15 protein-coding genes are annotated in these 19099 nt (G+C 54.9%); 9 read left to right on the top strand and 6 right to left on the bottom strand.

Features of this window, described 5'->3' with window-relative positions:
* Positions 1-27 precede the first annotated feature (27 nt).
* The 3 genes from HNQ64_RS16265 to HNQ64_RS16255 all read left to right on the top strand — a co-directional run bounded on the left by HNQ64_RS16265 (position 28) and on the right by HNQ64_RS16255 (position 3652).
* Positions 28-555, top strand: a complete 528-nt coding sequence (locus tag HNQ64_RS16265; RefSeq protein WP_184210508.1) for a hypothetical protein — start codon at positions 28-30, stop codon at positions 553-555.
* A gap of 218 nt (positions 556-773) precedes the next feature.
* Entirely contained in the window at positions 774-2465 is a 1692-nt protein-coding gene (lnt, locus tag HNQ64_RS16260) for an apolipoprotein N-acyltransferase (RefSeq protein WP_281382933.1), read from the top strand.
* A gap of 149 nt (positions 2466-2614) precedes the next feature.
* Positions 2615-3652, top strand: a complete 1038-nt coding sequence (locus tag HNQ64_RS16255) for a Gfo/Idh/MocA family protein (protein ID WP_184210503.1) — start codon at positions 2615-2617, stop codon at positions 3650-3652.
* 81 nt (positions 3653-3733) lie between these two features.
* On the opposite strand, the gene HNQ64_RS16250 is transcribed toward HNQ64_RS16255, so the two are convergent.
* From HNQ64_RS16250 to HNQ64_RS16230, 5 genes are all read right to left on the bottom strand, one after another.
* The gene (locus tag HNQ64_RS16250; RefSeq protein ID WP_184210501.1) at positions 3734-5455 is read right to left on the bottom strand and encodes an FAD-dependent oxidoreductase; all 1722 of its coding nucleotides are present in this window, start codon (positions 5453-5455) and stop codon (positions 3734-3736) included.
* Positions 5456-5524: 69 nt separating this feature from the next.
* The gene (locus HNQ64_RS16245) at positions 5525-6691 is read right to left on the bottom strand and encodes an outer membrane protein assembly factor BamB family protein (protein WP_184210499.1); all 1167 of its coding nucleotides are present in this window, start codon (positions 6689-6691) and stop codon (positions 5525-5527) included.
* Positions 6692-6808: 117 nt separating this feature from the next.
* Entirely contained in the window at positions 6809-8617 is a 1809-nt protein-coding gene (locus tag HNQ64_RS16240; RefSeq protein ID WP_184210497.1) for a sulfatase-like hydrolase/transferase, read from the bottom strand.
* Positions 8614-10212: a sulfatase family protein gene (locus tag HNQ64_RS16235; RefSeq protein WP_184210496.1), complete on the bottom strand. Its 1599-nt coding sequence runs from the start codon at positions 10210-10212 to the stop codon at positions 8614-8616. The genes HNQ64_RS16240 and HNQ64_RS16235 overlap by 4 nt, the downstream gene beginning before the upstream one ends.
* Before the next feature lie 25 nt (positions 10213-10237).
* Positions 10238-11677 (bottom strand): arylsulfatase, encoded by a 1440-nt coding sequence (locus HNQ64_RS16230; RefSeq protein ID WP_184210494.1) that lies wholly within the window; start codon positions 11675-11677, stop codon positions 10238-10240.
* Between the two features lie 165 nt (positions 11678-11842).
* Between HNQ64_RS16230 and HNQ64_RS16225 the strand changes: the two genes are divergently transcribed.
* The 5 genes from HNQ64_RS16225 to HNQ64_RS16205 all read left to right on the top strand — a co-directional run bounded on the left by HNQ64_RS16225 (position 11843) and on the right by HNQ64_RS16205 (position 15660).
* The gene (locus HNQ64_RS16225) at positions 11843-12061 is read left to right on the top strand and encodes a hypothetical protein (protein ID WP_184210492.1); all 219 of its coding nucleotides are present in this window, start codon (positions 11843-11845) and stop codon (positions 12059-12061) included.
* Between the two features lie 52 nt (positions 12062-12113).
* Positions 12114-12806 (top strand): hypothetical protein, encoded by a 693-nt coding sequence (locus tag HNQ64_RS16220; RefSeq protein ID WP_184210490.1) that lies wholly within the window; start codon positions 12114-12116, stop codon positions 12804-12806.
* 34 nt (positions 12807-12840) lie between these two features.
* Complete coding sequence (locus tag HNQ64_RS16215) at positions 12841-13521, top strand: SGNH/GDSL hydrolase family protein (protein ID WP_184210488.1); 681 nt, start codon at positions 12841-12843, stop codon at positions 13519-13521.
* Positions 13522-13630: 109 nt separating this feature from the next.
* Positions 13631-15016, top strand: a complete 1386-nt coding sequence (locus HNQ64_RS16210) for an ATP-dependent Clp protease proteolytic subunit (RefSeq protein ID WP_184210486.1) — start codon at positions 13631-13633, stop codon at positions 15014-15016.
* Positions 15017-15087: 71 nt separating this feature from the next.
* Complete coding sequence (locus HNQ64_RS16205) at positions 15088-15660, top strand: NUDIX domain-containing protein (protein ID WP_184210484.1); 573 nt, start codon at positions 15088-15090, stop codon at positions 15658-15660.
* Between the two features lies 1 nt (position 15661).
* Here HNQ64_RS16205 and HNQ64_RS16200 read toward each other — a convergent pair whose 3' ends face one another.
* On the bottom strand, positions 15662-16822 hold the full coding sequence (locus HNQ64_RS16200) for a serine hydrolase domain-containing protein (RefSeq protein ID WP_221305471.1): 1161 nt from the start codon (positions 16820-16822) through the stop codon (positions 15662-15664).
* 127 nt (positions 16823-16949) lie between these two features.
* On the opposite strand from HNQ64_RS16200, the gene HNQ64_RS16195 reads away from it, so the two are divergent.
* Positions 16950-19094: a hypothetical protein gene (locus HNQ64_RS16195; protein ID WP_184210482.1), complete on the top strand. Its 2145-nt coding sequence runs from the start codon at positions 16950-16952 to the stop codon at positions 19092-19094.
* Positions 19095-19099: the final 5 nt, after the last annotated feature.

The following is a 19099-nucleotide window of genomic DNA, read 5'->3' as shown; positions in this document are numbered from 1 at the left end:
CCATTTCTACCAGCCATACGACCCACCATGAAACGCCTGCTCACCGCCCTTGCTCTTCTCAGCCTTGCCACCACCAGCCTTCGCGCTGAAGAGGGCAAAGTCTCCGCCGGAAATCTTAGTTTCACACTTCCTTCAAATCTCTGGACCGCCGTGCCGACTAGCAGTCCCATGCGCGCGGCCACGCTCCAAATCACCGTCGAAGGCACCGATAAGCCCCTAGAGGCAGTCTTCTATTACTTCGGTAGCGGACAGGGTGGCGATACCAAAGCCAATATTGATCGCTGGCTCGGTCAATTTGAAAGCCCACCAACCTCTTCCACGGAAGAACTGGATGCCAATGGCACTAAAGTATCTCTAGTCACTGCCACTGGCACCTACATGGATGGTGCCATGTTCGGTCCCAAGACCGCTAAAGCAGACTACACCCTCCTCGGTGCGATCATCCCCGGACCAGACGCACCCATTTTCATCAAACTCACAGGCCCCAAAGCTGCCGTTGCCAAAATCACGGCCGATTTCAAGAAGCTGGCGGTCAGTCCCTTCCCTGCCAATTAACGTCGATTAAACCAGGCCACGTGCTGAGCCGCGTTTGCGAAAATCGACATCTTTTTCCAATCGCGGCTTTCAGGAAACCCATTGACCAAGAGCCTGTCTAAAAGCGGATTGGCCCATGATCAGCCTAATGGGCCTGAGGCATCACCTAGAAGACTGCATTGTCAGGAATAAGCCGTGGACAGAGCGGCAGCGGTGGACATGTCTTGGTAGTATCTTCCATGTTCTCTATTTCCCGTGCCCTTCCTTTGATTCTGCCGCTGATCAGCGGCGTGGCGCTATCACTGGCTTATCCAGGATGGAACCTGGAAGTCATGGTTTGGGCATGGCTGCTGCCACTTTTATTTCTGCTATGGCCAGTCGTGCGCCCCGGAAGCGAAGGGCCACGGAGTCCTTTTCTATGGGGTTATTTGACCGGCGTGGCTTTTTGGATACCCAACTTAAGCTGGTTGCGACATTCGTCGCGAGTGCGCGCGGGGGCTAGAGATGACACTTGGTGCGGATGGGGTGCTGAGTTGCTGGGCATGGCTGCTGTCATCGGCTTGGCACTGTATTGTGCTTTGTATTTTGGCGTTTGGGCTTGGTTCGTCGCACGGTTTGCCCGGCCCAATCCTCAACAGTTGGCCATGGGCCCCTGGCAAATGAGCACTTTACATTCGCTGCGTTGTTCGCTCCTGGCTGCAGCAGCATGGGCAGGTTTAGAGTGGGTGCGCAGCTTTTTGTTATTCTCGGGATTCGGCTGGAATGGCTTGGGCGTAGGATTACATCAGAACCAAGTCCTGATACAAGCCGCAGATCTGGTCGGCGTCATGGGGCTATCTTTCCTGCCCGTCTTTGTGGTCTGTACGGCCTGGAATGCCATGGCACGGATAGTATCGGTATATCGTGGTGAGGGCACCTGCCGTTCCCGACTGGACTTCACTTTCGCGATGGTGCTTTTACTCAGCGTAGCAGGCTACGGCATGATGCGGCTGATTCCAAATAAGGAAGCCGAGATCGTCACCGTGCGCACCGTGCTGGTGCAGCCCAACGTAGCGCAGGTAGATGCGTGGTCCGGGGCGCTAGGGCCGCAGGTTTACAAGCGTTTGTATGACTTCACCAGGCTGAATGCTGAAGCTCGAGACGGCGTAACTCACACAGACCTGGTCATCTGGCCAGAAAGTGCGCTGCCCGTCCACCTCCATGGGATGCCTGAAGCCGTGGATGGATTACCTGCACACGAGTCTTTTTTCAATGATTTGTTAGGCGCAGGTGACTATAGCCTCTTAACGGGCACCGAAATCTATGAAGCCCCTCGAGTAGGGCATGTCTCCGCCGTTTTGTTCCGCGAGAAGTATGAGCAGCGGCAGGAATATCACAAAGTGCACCTAGTGCCATTTGGTGAGTATCTGCCCTACCGAAATGTGCCACCATTTTCTTTCCTCCAAGGCGTACTTCAAGGAGACTTTCAACCTGGAGTGACCACTGAACCTCTGCGTCTGGCCAAGCCAGAAGTAGATCTGATTCCCATGATTTGCTTCGAGGATACGGTGGGACGACTCGTTCGGCGATTTGTGAGACCTGGCGCGCAGATGTTGGTGAATATCACGAATGATGGATGGTTCCTTAACAGTGTGGAGACGGAGGTACACCTGGCCAATGCCAAGTTCCGCGCCATCGAACTCCGCCGCCCCATGGTGAGGGCCGCCAATACGGGAGTAAGCTGCTTCATTGACATCAATGGCCAAGTGAAATCCCGCCTAGCAGATCCAGAGACAGGAAACACTTTCATTGAAGGCTTTTTACCAGGCGAAGTGAAAGTGCCAAAGGTTGGTGAAATAACGTTTTATGCACGCTATGGAGATGTCTTTTCCGCGGGCTGCTTTTTTCTAGTCTTAGGAACGGTCATGCTGCGTTGGAGAAGAAACCCATAGGGCACAGGCGCGGGCAAAAGAACTCACGTTGCCCATCAACACACAGAAGTACGTGTTTCAGGCATGGGTGAGTGAAAGTCTTGCAGGCTGGGATAGGTATATGATTTGACATACCTCCTGTCATTTTGGAGCTATGTGACTTCTTTCCCATGAAAAAATACAATGTCGGTATCATCGGTTACGGTTGGGCAGCCACGGCGCACATTGATGCGATCAATGCGAGCAAACAGGCGCAGGTGACGGCTATTTATTCTTCCCGCCCCCTAGACAGCGCGGAACTGAGTGCGAAACATGGCGGCACCATCACGGCCTATCAGGATCTGGATGCCATGCTGGCAAACCCAGACATCCATGTCGTGGATATCACTAGCTACCCTAGCCAGCATCGCAACCAAGCGGTGGCCGCTGCCAATGCGAAAAAGCATGTGATTCTGGAAAAACCAATGGCGAACTCCTTACAGGAAGTGCGAGAAATCGTCGCGGCAGCCAAAGCCAATGGCGTGAAGGGCTGTGTGTGTTTTGAGTGCCGTTTCTCAGGTCAGTTCCAATCCACCAAAGCGATCCTTGACGAAGGTCTTCTGGGAGAGGTTCACTATGGCGAGGTGGACTATTATCACGGCATTGGCCCCTGGTACGGCCAATTCCGCTGGAACATCGGCAAAAAGGATGGCGGCAGTGCCTTGCTAACCGCAGGCTGCCACGCACTAGACGCACTGCTGATGGTGATGCCTGGCGAAGTGGAGAGCGTGACCAGCTTTAGCACCAAGTCAAAAAGTGAAATCTTTGCCCCTTATGAGTATGACACGACCAGTGTGACACTGGTGAAATTCAAGAACGGCACGGTAGGCAAAACTGCAGCCGTAGTGGACTGCCTGCAACCTTACTACTTCCACACACATCTAGTCGGCAGCGAGGGAAGCCTCCTGGATAACAAACTGCATTCCAACAAACTGAAGACCGACAAAAAAGCCTGGGGAAATCTGTCCATGCACATGCTGGACTCTGGTGATGTGAGCGACCATCCCTACCAAACTCAATTCCAGGCTTTCTTTGATGCGCTGGATGAGAACAAGGACATGCCTCTGACGAGTTTCACCGAATCGCTCCGGACATTTGAAGTTATCTTCGCCTCTGACAAAAGCGCTGAGCTAGGCGGCAAGCCTGTGGCAATCGCCGATCTGGGCTGATTCGCAGATTGATTCCCAAAAGCAGGAAGGGCGCTGGCCTTTCCTGCTTTTTGTTATGCATCGAGAGCCGAAACGAATGATTCAGTGGCTCCCTCTGTCCTTAAATTTCCAGGTCAAAACCTGACCATCTTTTTCCAATCGAAAGCGTAATTTTTCATAGTCCAATGCTTGCACGGGCAAGTCATCGTCCAAAGCTAAAACGGCAGCCGTAGCGGCACTTTGACTGGTCACCATAAAGACCGGTTCCATTCGCAGACTGCTAAAGGCTGTGTGACTGCAACTGAGAGCAAAAGTCACCAGAAGATTTTCACACTCTTTCTGCTTTGGCACGATGCAGTCGTAGCCAATCGGGTAAGGCCCAAAACCTCCCCTACCCCCGGCCGTTTTTCCTTCGCGAGTCACCACACCGTCTTTCACGATGCGCCGAATCTCATGCGTATCTGTGCCGTAACTCCCAAGACTCACAGACTTGGGGGCTGTTTGTCGCCCAAAGGTATGGTGTTCTGTCATCACCAAGTCACTGATCATCCGGCGTGCTTCACGGACATAGATCTGGTGAGGCCAGCCTCCAGTGTCTGTAAACTCATCCCGAGGCAGCCCGAAACGCTGCATGTCAGCACGTACTTTTTGAGGAACGCGTGGGTCGGTGGCTAAAAAGTGCAATAGACCACGATGGTAGTTTTCATGCTCTTTGGCGATCTCCCCCCTGCGTGCATAACTGGCCTCCGGCCACTCACGACTCGCCCCAGGCAAGTTACCTCCAAAAGTGGCGGTGTTAAAATCCCATTTATGGTTAGGCAATGCATCATACTTGGAAAACCAGCGAAGGTCCATATCGTCGCCATTGGCTTTGCAGGCATCTATGAATCGAACCACGAGTTCGTACGTTTTAGGATCGTAATCGGGAGGTGGCTGAATGGGGAGGCGATTGGCCGGATCATCCGTTAAACACAAACGGAAACAATATGCCTGGACGCCTGGAGCCGCAGCCCCGACCAACCCAGGGTCACCGGCCTGAATGAGCGGCAACAGACCACTGTTGGGATCGCCTTTGATTTGATAAGGGTCTAGAGGAAAATCACGGTCCCACACCCCTTGCCCACCTTTGACACGTCCGTTTTCACCTGGCTGGAGGTGATCTAAACGAGGCGTGTATTTGGCATCATAATAGATGCCATTGTAGGTCTCTCCGTACTTCGCATTGCCCTCACGCATGACCGTATAACTGACACCCGCCTTAGCCATGAGATCCCCCTCATACGTGGCATCAATAAACATGGAGGCCCGGAAGATCGTCCCATCTTCCGCTTCCCATTCGGTGATGCGCGCGTCTTTTTTGAGGACCTTGGCTAACTTCGCCTGGAAATGAAGCTGAACACCCGCTTCGTTAACCATCTGATCGAAGACTGCTTCGGCTTTGTGAGGCTCGATTGCGTAGGCTCCACCTGTGGCAGGGCCTCCTCCTTTATTGTTGAAAGGTTTGTCCCATGAAAGAGTGGTCCCAACGGTGGCTGCCAGTCGGGTGAAATACTCCCGAGCAATGCCACCTACGCTACGTGGCTCACCAATATCCACGGCACTGAGTCCGCCCGAAGTCATTCCACCCAAATGACGCCCAGGTTCAGCCAAAACCACTTTCTTCCCCATACGCGCTGCCTGCACAGCCGCAGCGACTCCACCGCTGGTCCCACCATAAACGCACACATCAGCCCGAATGACATCTGCTCCAATCACTATCGAACTGAGGCCTAGGACCAGGCTGGTTAGGACTGCACAAAGGTATTTAGAGATGGTGAAGTTCATAGGATTAAAGAAGCGAACGTCTTCACCCTTGAGATCTCACTGGTCAGCTCCACTCACCAGCTTACTCGTTCACTTCATAGCTGCGTTTTTAAAAGCATACAGCACCCCATCATCAGCGCCAAAAATCACATAGTCCCCAGCTACTGCTGGAGAGGTCTTTACCGGCGCACCGATTTCATACTGCCAGAGCTCTTTGCCATCCTTCAGATCTAGGGCATACACATAACCGTCGTCGCTACCAAAAAGGGCCACTTTACCTGCACAGACAACAGCACTGCTATCTATGCGATCCCGGCAGCGATATTCCCACAGCTTAGCCCCAGTCACTCGGTCAATGGCGTGAAATCTCTTGTCACGTCCGCCTACATAAACGGCTTTTTCCCAGATCGCAGGAGCGGCGTAAAATTCGAATTCACGTTCACCATACTCCCACACCTTAGCACCATCGCTGAGGCTGTAAGCCCCCACTCGATTTCCGTAATGGGAGACATACACCACCCCATCTGAAATGGCCACATTATTACCGATGTAGGAGCCCACTTCGATCTGGCGCTTCTCTACACCTGTCTGGACATCGTGGACATGAAGAACACTGTCACAGCCACCAAATACCACCATCCCATCTCCCACCGCAGAGCCTCCGTTGATGTAATATCCCGTCTCGGCTGACCAGGCCTTCTTGCCCGTTTTCGCATCCAGGCAATACACATTATAGTCATAACTTCCGATGAGGATTTTCTGTTCACCGGTTTTGGGATCGGTCCAAGTATTTGAGGCCGCATGAATCTCGGCTTCGGTCTCAAACTTCCAAACCTCCGCCCCCGTTTCCGCATTCCAGGCATAAACAAAACCATCCTGACAACCAGCGACCACGAGTTCACCTGCAAATGACGCCGCACCATCGAAAGCACCTTTCGCAGTCACTTCCCATTTTTTAGCGCCCGTGGCTAAATCCAGTGCATAAAATTTACCATCTTTGCAACCCGCATAGACTTTCCCCCCGCGCACGACAGCCGAGCTGACAAGCATCTCCCCCTGGCCCTTGGGCTTTTCCTGAAGCTTAAATTCCCAGGCTAGTTCCAGAGGAAATCGCAGCTCGGTGGGCGTAACTCCCGTCATCGCCTCATTCCCTCTTGAATGAGCCCAGTCACCCGGTGCCTGCGCAAAACCAAAGGAAACCGAGACCAGCACCAGGGCGGCGGAAACGGAAAGCAATCTCAAAGGGACAAATTTCATGCGAACAGAGATACGTATAGAACGGGCAAGTGCGAACAGATGTTCCTTTCAGATACTGTGGATGTCTGAGGCTGTTGCGGGATAAAACTCGATACGCTGAGAGCCTAGCCTCAGCTTTCAGTCTTCAGATAGAAGGTATTTTGGAATGCGATCGTTAGGCTCCTTGGTCTTCAGGTTCTTGACCATTGCTCTCGCTTCATCTCTCGTGACATGTCCTGCTTTCCACATGAAGTCGAGGGCATTAAGCGCAGCCAGTGATTCGTAAAGGGAGCCTGTTTCGATCACGCCTTTCACAGCGGCTAAAGAAGAATCTTTCTCGCCTAAATAGGCGAGAGCCTCTGCGGCAACCACTCTCACATCTTTAAAATCGTCCTGGAGCAATGAGGTCAAAATCTTTTGAGCGGGAGCTGCTTTCTCCTGGAGGATCAAGCACCCGGTGGCAGCCCAATAACGAATGAGCGGATGCGGATCCCCCAACGCTCCCATGAATGCTGGAAGATTGGCTGCATTTCGCATTGTAGCCGCACCCGCCAGATCCATGAGCCGTTCCAGAGGATAGGCATCACTCTGAGCATAGTCATAGATTGTCTGGTCGCCTGCGAGCTGACTGTACATGCCTTCAGGAATGAAGACTGTATCGCGAGTACTCAGCATTTCCTCACGCAATACCTGACGCATCTTGACCAGCCGATCTTGATGCATCGTTTGTTGGGCTAGATTAGTCAGCTCGAAGGGATCCACCATAGGCTGGTACAGCTCCTCACTGGGCTTCGCTTTCCAATAGACCGACTGAACGTCATTGCAGCGGCCTGCGGCAAATTCGGCATACCAGGAACGCATGCTAGGCTGCACCTGGAACGGATAACTGTAATGCTGCCCCCAAGGGCGATGTGGGGAGTAATTGCGCACGTAGCGGAAGTCCGCATCGCGAACAGCACGAATGGTGTCGTATCGCTCATCCATGCGCCCCCGGTAAAGGAAGACGTGATCGCGGGGGGAGGCCTTCTTTTTACCCAAGAAAGGCTGCCCCTGGTAATGAGCTGGAATGGGGACCTGGCAGAGGCTAAAAACGGTGGCTGGGAAGTCCACAAAACTGACCAAATCGTCCACCCATTCCCCCGGCTTGGCAGGAGCCAGATGCTGCCATTTCTGAGGGATGCGAACGATCAAAGGCACACGAGTGCCGGAATCGTGGATATTCCGTTTCCCACGCGGCAGAGCACCGCCGTGGTCGCCATAGTAGAAAACAATGGTTTCATCAGCGAGACCCGCCTTCTCCAATTCCTCCAGCACTTGCCCCACCTGCGTATCCATCAGGGTCATCTGGTCATAATAGTTGGCCCAGTCCCGGCGGATCTCTGGCGTATCCGGGTGATAAGGCGGCAGGGGCATGGCCTCCGGCGCGATGCGAAAGCTGGTTTTGCCGGGCTTAGGGGCAACCTGGCTTTCATGGCTGGTAGTGAAGTTAAAAATGGCGAAGAAGGGCTGCCCCTCCGCACGATTTTTATAATGCGCTTTGTTGCTACTCTCATCCCAAAGCTTCTTACCAATGTCGGCCACATTGTAGTCGGTCTTGCTGTTATTTGTACAGTAGTAACCTGCGGCACGGAGGTGTTCTGGATAAAGCTTGAACACAGGCGGAATGGCCACGGCACTGCGGTGATTGTGCACCCCCAGGGTGCTGGCATACATACCCGTGATGAGGGTGGTGCGCGCGGTTGAACAAACAGGTGCATTCGAATAGGCATGACGATAACGCAGTCCCTGAGATGCCAACTTGTCTAGATGCGGCGTCACGGCCAGCTTGTCGCCATAACAACCGAGGTAAGGGCTATTATCCTCACTCGTGATCCATAAGATGTTAGGCCGATCCCCCGCTTTTAGGAGGCTTACGAACAGGAAAAGGCAGAGGGTGATCAGCTTCATGAGCGGGCGGCCTGGGCTTTTTTACCAGGCTGTTTTGGCAGAGGTTTGTTGATGCTCACCGGCACGTCATTGGCCTGGGAAGGCCCTGGTGTGGAGCGGCCTTCGGCCACGTATTTTTCCAGCAGGGTGCGCAGTTCGGTCACAATCTCGGGTTTGGAAGCATAGAGGTTATTCTTCTCGATGAGGTCATCTTTGAGATTGTAGAGTTCTCCAGGCTGATCATGAGCGGTGTAGCCGCGTTGCTTTTTCATCCACTCTGGCTCTCCTGCGCGGCGGTTGTCATCTCCGATAATGTGGGCGATGAGCACCCAGTCGCCTTTGCGGATGGCAAATCGGCCAGAGCCGCTGTGATGAACCGTGGCTTCACGCACGGGCCGCCCGAGCTTTTCATTCCATAAAATGGATAGCAGGTTGTGGCTGTCCACTGCGGTATCGGCAGGATATTCAGCACCTACGATGGCTGCGGCGGTGCTCATGAAATCCACATGGCAGATGGTTTCATCACTCACGCTGCCAGCGGCGATCTTTTTGGGCCAGCGGGCGACGAAGGGCACCCTGTGCCCGGCTTCCCAGAGGTCGCGTTTAGCCCCGCGGAGACCATCCAGGCTGTGGTGCTTGTATTGTTGCACACGATCATAGACGCCGGGCTTCACCTCCCCAGTGACTTCCGGCCCATTGTCACTGGTGAAGATGACGAGAGTATTGTCGGCAATACCTTCGCGCTCCAAAGCCTCAAGAATCTGGCCGACGCACCAGTCCGTCTGGAAAACAAAGTCGCCATAATCACCCACGGTCGTCTTGCCCTGAAACTCCTTCGCGGGCACGACGGGATAATGGGGTGAGGTGAGCGCGTAGTAGAGAAAGAAGGGCTTGCCACTTTTGGCGGAAGTTTCCACAAAGCTCACGGCCTGGCGGTTCAGTTCAGGCAGGATGTCCACCAGCTTCCATCCGGGCATCATGGGACCAGGGCGATTAAAGCCATCCACACGCCCGGTATCAGGCAGTGTAGGAATCCCCACCGTACGGTCGTTTTTCAAAAAGCAGTAGGGAGGGTAGTTCGGAACATCCACACCGAAATAATGATCAAAACCGTGGTCCAAAGGACCGCCTTTGAAAGGCTGGGTGAAGTCCACATTGCTCAGCCTGTCCTCACCAGCAGCGGCAGGCTGGCCGTCCTTCGTCGGCCACTGAATGCCCAGATGCCATTTGCCAATGAGCCCTGTGGTATAACCATGCTCACGCAGCAATTCAGCCACAGTATATTGCGCGTCTTGGAGCAAAGGAGCGCCCCAGGGGGCCACGACACCTTGCTGCAACTTCGACCTCCAGGCGTAACGCCCCGTCATCAAGGCATAACGGGTGGGTGAACAGACCGAGGCCGGTGAATGAGCATCAGTGAAACGAATGCCCTCCTTGGCAATGCGATCCACATTCGGTGTGGGGATTTTGGAAGGCTGCTTTTTGTAAGCCCCGATGTCGCCATAGCCCAGATCATCGGCGAGAATGAAGATGATGTTAGGCGGCTTTGCCTCGGCGGCAGGCAGAACCAAAGGCAGCCACAAAGCCGCAGAGAACAGGGAGAAGACAGCTTTCATGGGGAGAAATACTGATGGCGGACGATCACTTCTTTTTCTTCTTCCCGTCAGCCTTCCAGCGAGGTTCCCACTCGGGCAATTCTGTTCGGGCTGTCTTCAAGTAGGAGCTGATTTTCTCAGCAATCTCGGGATGTTCCCTGGCCACATTCGTGGTTTCTGCGACATCGTTTTGCTGATCGTAGAGCATAATAGGGGCCTCTGGCCCACCCTGGCGGATGCCCTTCCAGCGCCCCTGATAAAGGGCCGCCTGCTTAAAACCGCCCTCATGAAACTCCCAGTAAAGAAACTCATGCTTTGCCTGCTCTTCCAGGCCTAACAAAGTTGGCTTAAAGCTGATGGAATCGATCTTCTCCGGTGCCTTGGCACCTGCTAAGTCAGCGGCTGTGCCCAGCCAATCGGCAAAAGAGGCGACATGGCCCGTTTCCACATCGGCCTTCACTTTGCCCGGCCACCAGGCGATGAGCGGGACGCGAATGCCCCCATCGGTGAGGCTTCTCTTGATGCCAGTGTAGGGGCCGGAGGGATTGAAGCGGGCGAGGTCGTGATTGCTCTCATCATGGGGACCATTGTCGCTGGTGAAAATGACCAGTGTTTTTTCAGCTAGCCCCTGGGCCTTGAGCAGGTCCAACATTCGCCCCACATAGCCGTCCAAGCGGGAGATCATTGCCGCCTGGCCTTTGTCGGGATTGGGCCAGTCCTTGCCTTCATAGGGTCCATAGTCAGGCACCTCAGCGCCATCCTTAAGTTCGCGGGTGCGCTCGTTATTGGCGTGAGGGACGACCATGCTCCAGTAGAGGAAAAAAGGCGCGGCCTTGTTTTCTTCCACATACTTCAGCGCCTCATCGGCAAAGAGATCGTCTGAGAAATGAATAGGCTGGGTGGCATAGCCACCTCCGTTTTCACCTAGGGGGGTGACGATGTTCGACAGCGGCTCCTTGGTCTCATTGCGCCAGAGATAATCAGGGTAATGATTGTGCGCGTGGGTCTGGTCCAGGTAGCCGTAGAAGTAGTCAAAGCCCTGCTTGCGTGGCAGTCCCGTCTCGGCAGCTCCTTCATCACCCAGGCCCCATTTGCCGATGAGGGCGGTCTTGTAGCCTGCCTCCTGAAGCACCTTCGCCACGGTTACATCACCTTCCTTGAGGGCCTGAGCACCAGGATTGGTTTTACCGGAATTGCCGCGCACTCGGGTGTGTCCGTGATGCAGCCCCGTCATTAGCACGCTGCGTGAAGGCGCACAAACCGTGGCCCCTGCGTAAAAGTGGGTGAACTTCATCCCCTCTTTCGCCATGCGATCCAGATTCGGGGTGGTGATGACTTTTTGGCCAAAGCAGCCTAAGTCGCCATAGCCTAGGTCATCTGCCATGATCCAGATGATATTAGGCCGTTCGGCGGCGCACAGGCTGCTGGTGGCCAGGGCAAAGCCGAGGACGATCTGCGTCAAAAAAGTGGCGGCGAGTTTGGACATATCGGTTGGAGGGGAATTGGGCAGCCCATTGAACGTCGGCACAGGCGGGTCATTTCAAGGCATTCGAATAAGCCTAGCCCAGGGCTACTCCACTGAAACAGAACGCCCGGAAACAGACCAGACAAATCCTCTGGCCTGCGGCCTGAGCCCCATGTAAGGAAATGCATGAAACTGGAACAGAATCAGATCTGGAAACAAGGCGACCTCTACCTGCGCATCGTGCACTGGGACCGCCAATTCATTGTTTACAAAGGGATGAAAGACCTGAAAACTAAACAGGGTGCCGAGCAGCAGGTGAGCAAAAAAGAATTTTGCCGCCTCATCAAAGGTGCCGTCTTGCTGACTCCTGAAGAAGCACGCGAAGAGGCAGGCAAAGAGCCCTGATTCATGCTTGGCGATGCCCTGAGGTTGAGCCAAGGTTTCCCCTCCCCCGACCATGTCCCGCATTCAAAAAGTCCCCACGGCCCCCTTCAATCCCTTTTACGGTTGCGCCATCATGATCATGGCCGCCCTGGTCTTTGGCGGCATGATCGCCTGGAGCGCCTACTCGCTTTTCACCCAGGACAAGGAAATCGCCAAAATCACGGTAGATGCCCCTGTCAAACTGCCGCCCGTAGAGCTGACTCCAGAAGCCCGCACGGCCCTGGAAAAGCGGTTGAGCGACTTTGCCGAAGCCTCAAAAAATGGCCAGCCTACGGAACTATCCCTGACGGTCGCGGACCTCAATGGCATCATCAGCATCGCCCCAGACACCGGCTACGGCAGCTATGCGGATCTCATCCGTATCGAAGGCACTATGCCGGACAAAGATGCCATCACCAGCCAGGTTTGCCTGCCGCTGAACAACATCAAATTCTGGGAAGACAAAAAGCGCTATCTCATCGGCCAGCTCACCTACTACGTGCATGTGCATGAAGAAGGCGTGGATGCCAAAGTGGTGGACGTGAAAGTGCCTGGCAAAGAAGTGCCCGATGGATTCATCACCGGCATGGAGATCTGGCAGTGGGTGGCCCCTTATCGCAAGGTAGAACCTATCGGCACGGTGCTGAAGGCCATCCGTCAGGTGAAGGTGACCCCGGAGGGACTGTGGCTGAGCACCGTGGCCCCAGACCCGGCGAAGAAGGGCTGAAATGTTTCTAGCAGCCCGTCGTTAGGACGAGTCCATGAAACGTACCAGCTTTCTCTTTTTACTGGCCACGACGGCCTTCGCTTTCACCTCTGCTCATGCGGCTGAAAAGCCCCGTGTGCTCATTCTCGGCGATTCTATCTCCATGGGCTACACCCCGGTGGTGCAAAAACTGTTGGCGGATGAGATGACGGTCCTGCGGCCCATGGCCAAAAACGGCAAGGCTGAGAACTGTGGCGGCACCAACTCGGGCGTGGCCAACATTGGCCGCTGGCTACAGATTGACGGTGGCAAATGGAACGTGATCCATTTCAACTGGGGCCTGCACGACCTCAAGCATGTAAAAGCCGATGGCAAGGCCACCTCCGACCTGGCCACCGACCCGCCCCAGGCCACTGTGGAAGTGTATGAAAAGCAGCTCCGCGAAATCGTCGGCAAACTGAAGGCTACTGGGGCCAAGCTCGTCTTTGCCACCACCACGCCAGCACCCGCAGAACCCATGAAGGTCTATCGCGACAATGCCGACGTCATCCGCTACAACGAAGCGGCCATACGGGTGATGAAGGAAAACGGTATCCCGGTGAACGATCTGTACGCCTTCGCCCAGCCAAGGATGAAGGAGCTGCAAATCCAGCCTGCCAACGTCCATTTCACTCCTGCCGGATCGGAGGCCCTGGGAGCCGAAGTGGTGAAGGCCATCCGAGCCCAGGTAAATTAAATCTGGGAGAGGCTGGGGCGGGTGACGACCGTCCCGGCCCTACCACGTCAAAGGAACAGACAAAACATTCTTGAACAATCCGGGCGTGGGCGGTGTATAGTCATCCGTGATGAAATGCACGACCCCTGCCCTTTTTTCATTGTTGTTGACGGGCCTCGCCCTGGGTGATCCCCTTCCCCCGAAACCGCCAGCGGCCAAGGAGGAAAAGCCCACCGCACCGAAGGACGAAAAAACTACTGCGAAAGACGGCAAGCCCGCAGTCATCTCAGGCCAGAAAATTGAAATTTCAGTCGCGGAAAAAACACCAGAACCCGCCAAGCCCGATCCGCTGGAATCCATCAAGGCGGAAACCGCCAAGCTGGTGGCAGAGCGCGAAAGAATCGCTGCCCAGATGGCCCTGGAGCAGACGAAGCTGGATGAAAAACTGGCGGTCAGAAAACGCGCCCTGGCCGAGATCCAGATCAAGCTGGAGGAGATGAAGGCCAAGTCGGATCTGGCCGAGGCCGAGCAGCGAGACAAGGACTATGCCGACATCATGGAACTCCGCCGCAAAGGCGAGCGCACCAGCATGGAGGCCTCCATCGCGAAGAACGAGGTGGACACCGAAGGCTACGCCATGCGCCGCGAAGAAAACGCCATCAAGCGCAAGACCTCCGCACTCACGCTCGCCATGGAACTCCAGCAAAAGGAGACCGAATCGCGCACCTATGCAGGCAAAGCTCCGGCTTACCTGAAAGAGCCCGTGCAGGGCAACAAACTCATCCTTTCCGATCGCACCATCGCCCTAAACGGCGTTATCACCTCCAAGACCGCTGACAGTCTGGCGGATCGAATCGCCTACTTTAACAATCGCGACGAGGAAGCTCCGATCTTCATCGTCATTGATGACTGCCCCGGCGGTAGCGTGATGGCTGGCTATAAGATCATCAAGGCCATGCACGGTTCCAAGGCCCCGGTTTACACGGTGGTTAAATCCTTTGCCGCCAGCATGGCCGCGTGCATCACCACTCTATCGAAAAAATCCTTCGCGTATCCGAATGCGATCATCCTGCACCATCAGCTTTCCGCCGGCATCATGGGGAATCTGACGCAGCACCGCGAAAGCGTGAAGGAACTGGAAGAATGGTGGAAGCGCCTGGCAGATCCCGTGGCGCAAAAAATGGGTCTTACCCGCGACGAATTCATCACCAAGATGTACAAAAAATCATCCACTGGTGACTGGAATGAATTTGCTGACAATGCCCAGAAATTGAAATGGGTGGACACCATTGTCGAAGAGATCGAAGAGACTGCCCTGCTGCGCCATCCGGATACCACCCAGCCAGCCCAGTCACAGACAGGCATGCCCATTCGTATCCTGCCCCCCGGCCACCTGGACAACGGTGTCGTCGAAAGCTCCGACGAACGCGGCAAGCCTGTCGCTGTCTTGCCCCGCCTGAACCCGCTCGATGCCTACTGGATGTATAATCCGGATGGTTATTTCCGCCTTCAGTAAAAGGTTGAGCCACCTCTGAATGCTGGTTAATCAGTGAATGAGCCTGGATTAAACCAGGCTCATTTTCTGCCATGGACCAACCCACTTCCGACTCCATCGAAACCACCAATCCCTGGACCACACTCAGCAGCCGTGAGGGATATGTGAATCCCTGGATTCGTGTGCGTGAAGACCAAGTGATCAACCCCAGCGGTGGCCGCGGCATTTATGGCGTGGTAGAGTATAAAAATCGCGCCATTGGCGTGGTGCCAGTGGATGCTGAAGGAAACACCTGGCTGGTGGGCCAGTGGCGCTATAGCCATGAACGTTATGAGTGGGAGATCCCCGAAGGCGGCTGCCCACCCGGCGAAGAACCCGCCGAATGCGCCCGGCGTGAACTCCTGGAGGAAACAGGCATTCGTGCCGCCACCATCGAACCGCTGCTGATGAATCTTCAGCTTTCGAATTCAACGACCAATGAGGTCTGCGACATCTTCGTTGCCCGTGATCTCACCTTTGGCGAGGCGGAGCCGGAAGAGACGGAGCAGCTCGCCGTGAAGCGCCTGCCTTTGACAGAAGCCATCCAGATGGCCTTGGATGGCCGCATTCGCGACAGCGTCAGCGTGCTGGCTTTGCTGCGGCTTGCAACTCAGCTTCGAGGCTGATTCAGGGGTTCGCAAAGGCCTTCACTGCTGCCGCTTTGAATGCTCCCAAGGCTTTTTTTCCTTCTCCTGGAAAGCCCGAGTGCTGGATCATGAACACCAGCACAAGACCGTGCTTTTTATCCACGCTCAGATTCGTAGCAAAGGCACCGCCATGGCCAGCGCCATCCGCATCTACAGCCCAGCCGAGGCCATAGGCCCGGCTAAGCTCGGGCGGGGTCTGGCGGCGTGTCAGTTCTTCCACGGCCGCTTGGGACAGATAACGGCGACCTTTCCATTCTCCGCCATTGAGGATCATGAGGCCAAAGGTGCCCACATCCGCAGCCGTGGAAAACAGGCCCCCCGCAGGCATGGGGAAACGCTTGCTACGGTCCCCCAAAGGATAATGGAGCTGACCGATCAGCAAAGGCTCCAATCCCATGCCGTCCTTGCCCGGCTTATAAGATTTCGCCAATCTTGCCACCTGTGATTCGTTAGGCCAAAAGGTGGTGTCCACCATGCCCAGAGGTTCAAACAGGCGCTTCGCCATAAAGTCTTCATAGGCCATGCCGGAGACCACTTCCAGAATGCGCGCCGCTGTATTGATGCCCGCATTGCTGTAGAGAAAGTCTTTTCCAGGCTCGAACACCAGCGGGTGCGATGCATAGGTTTTCACGGCCTTTTCCAGAGGCAGGCCATCCAGGGTCGGTTGCTCTTCGGGAGATTTGAAAGGCAGCCCGCTGGTGTGGCTCAGCACATCGCGAATGGTGATAAGTCTGGCCGGGGCTCGGGTTCCTGTTTGCTTACCGTCTTTCAGGAGGGCGAGATGCTGGCCTTTGAACTCCGGCAAGTATTTTTCTACCGGGTCATCCAAATGAATTTTGCCCTCATCCACCAGCATCATCACGGCGGCTCCAGTCATCGGCTTGGACATGGACGCAATCCAAAAAAGTGTATTTTCCCTCATCGGCACTTGAGCCTCAATGTCGGCAAAACCAACGGAGCCGAGGCTCGCGCTTTTATCCACCGCTCCTACCCAGACCACCGCCCCGGCGAGTTCTTGTTTCTCGACGAAGGGCTTCAACGCAGAGGTAATCGTCGGCACCGGCTGTTCTGCTGTGAGGACAGTGAGACTGGCAACAAAAACGAACAGACTGACGAAAAGTGCGCGGTGGGGGATGATCATATCTCACAGCTCCAAACAGGGTCGCTACCTCTTTTCTATCAGGCTAGGTCCCCTGCCCAAAAGAATCATACCCTTCCCCTGCGAGAATGCTTGGCAAAACGGCCTCCCGCATCAATGACTGCCTATCATGCTGCTTCGCCACCTGCTTACATTGTTCCTGATTGCTACCACACTGCCCAGCTTGGCAGCCGAACTGAAGACCACACCCGCTGGCATTGAAGTGGTGGCGGGCAGCCTGGGGAACTTCGTACTAACGTATCCGGAATTCGTCAATGCCAGCAGCCAGCCTGTGCATAAACAAACGCAAGCCAGTGCCAGCGGTGGCACTGCCACAGTACAATATGAAGGGGGAGCGCAATGCACAATGACGGTGGCGAAGGACGAGATCACCCTCACTTTCAGCCAGATCCCCGCAGACGTGGCTTCTTGGAAGGTCACCACCTTGATCGACATTGGTTTCGCCAAAGGTGGCACTTGGAAGGTGGGCGAAACAGCAGGCACGTTCCCTGCTGAGAAACCCAAAACTCCTCAGATTGCCAGCCTGGGGAGCACGACCTTCCAGGTCAAAAATGCCCAGGGCCAAAGCCTGGACATCACCACGCCTGACTTTGCCTTCCAACAGCTCACAGACAACCGTGAGTGGAACTGGGCCGTTTACCACTGGATGTGCCTCGTGCCTTATTTACCGGATAGCCCCACGGCCACCTTCAAGATCACCACGGAACTCGCCGCTTCGGCCAAATTGGTGGATGCCTTCGGCCAATCCATCAAAGACGCTTTTCCTAACAAACTGTTGAACGAATCCGATCTAAAGGCGGATGTGGCCGCAGATGAAGCTTACTATACCGGGTTGAAACCACCAGCGACGGACAAATTTGGCGGCCTGCCAGGAAGCGGTGAAAAGCTGAGCCTGAAGGCCACGGGCTTCTTTCATGTGGAGGCGAAAGGCGGCAAAACCTGGCTGGTAGATCCAGAGGGTCAGGCCTTTTTCCATCTCGGCATCTGCGGTTTTGCGCCGAATGATGACTACACCTACATCAAGGGTCGTGAGAGCATTTATGAATGGCTGCCTTCACCCCAAAGCGAGTTTACATCCGCCTTTAGACCCGGGGATGACCATGCCCATTTTTCCTTTTACCTAGCGAACACGATCAAGAAATTCGGTGCTCCTTACGACCTGGATACACACGCCGCACGCATGATCCCACGTGTTCGGCAGTGGGGCTTCAACTCTATAGGCGCTTTCAGCCCAAAACCGCCTACCGCCTGTGAAAAGGCGAGCTTCCCTTATGTAGCGCATTTGCCTATCAATGAATGGGAAGGCCTGCCACGCATACCAGGTGCACATGAGGTCTGGGATCCCTATGAACCTGCCACCGAGGCCAAGATCGCCGAAAATCTTGCGCGCGAACTGCCGGCCCATGCGCAGGATCCTCTGCTCATTGGCTACTTCATTGTCAATGAACCACGTTATGATGAACTTCCCCGCGTTATTCCTTCCCTCACGGGCAAACATGCATGCAAAAGAGAGTTGGTGGCCTTTCTGAAAAAGAAGCATGCCACGATCGATGCTTACAACCAAGCCTGGCAATCCCAAGCTGCCAGTTTTGAGTCCTTGTTGGATGCCGGGCTCGCCGTCAGCACCGATCAAGCCAAGGCGGATGTGCGTGCCTTTATGGCCGAATTCCTGGAGACCTACTTTGCCCAAATCGAGCGGCTTTACCGCCGGCATGACCGCAATCACTTGCTTCTCGGCAGCCGCCTGCAGCCCATCACCATTCAAGATGAGACGCTCTGCCGCATCATGGGACGGCATGTGGATGTCGTCTCCTACAACTACTACACCTATGGCGTGGATAAGGCGGAACTCAGCCGCATCCACGAATGGAGTGGAGGCAGACCGATGATGCTGAGTGAGTTCTTCTGGTCATCGCCCAAAGACAGCGGCCTCATCGGCGGCCGTGAAGTCAGCAGTCAGCGTGAGCGTGGCCTCGCTTATCGCAATTACGTTGAACAAAGCGCTGTGCTGGGTTTTGTCGTCGGTATTGAATGGTTCACTCTCGTGGATCAGGCCACCACAGGGCGGTGGTTTAGCAAATACAACGGTGAAAGCTACAATACCGGTCTCATCAGTGTCGCGGACCGCCCGTGGAAGGACATGCTGGAAGAGATGATGAAAACCAATTACGCAATTTACGATCTCTTGTTAGGCCAAAAGAAACCCTTCCAATGGGACGATTCCAGGTTTGCGGTGCCGACTAAGGCCCCCTGAGTCTG

It is taken from the genome of Prosthecobacter dejongeii (assembly GCF_014203045.1).
Lineage (GTDB): Bacteria > Verrucomicrobiota > Verrucomicrobiia > Verrucomicrobiales > Verrucomicrobiaceae > Prosthecobacter > Prosthecobacter dejongeii.
This window is presented reverse-complemented; position numbering and strand designations above follow the sequence as displayed.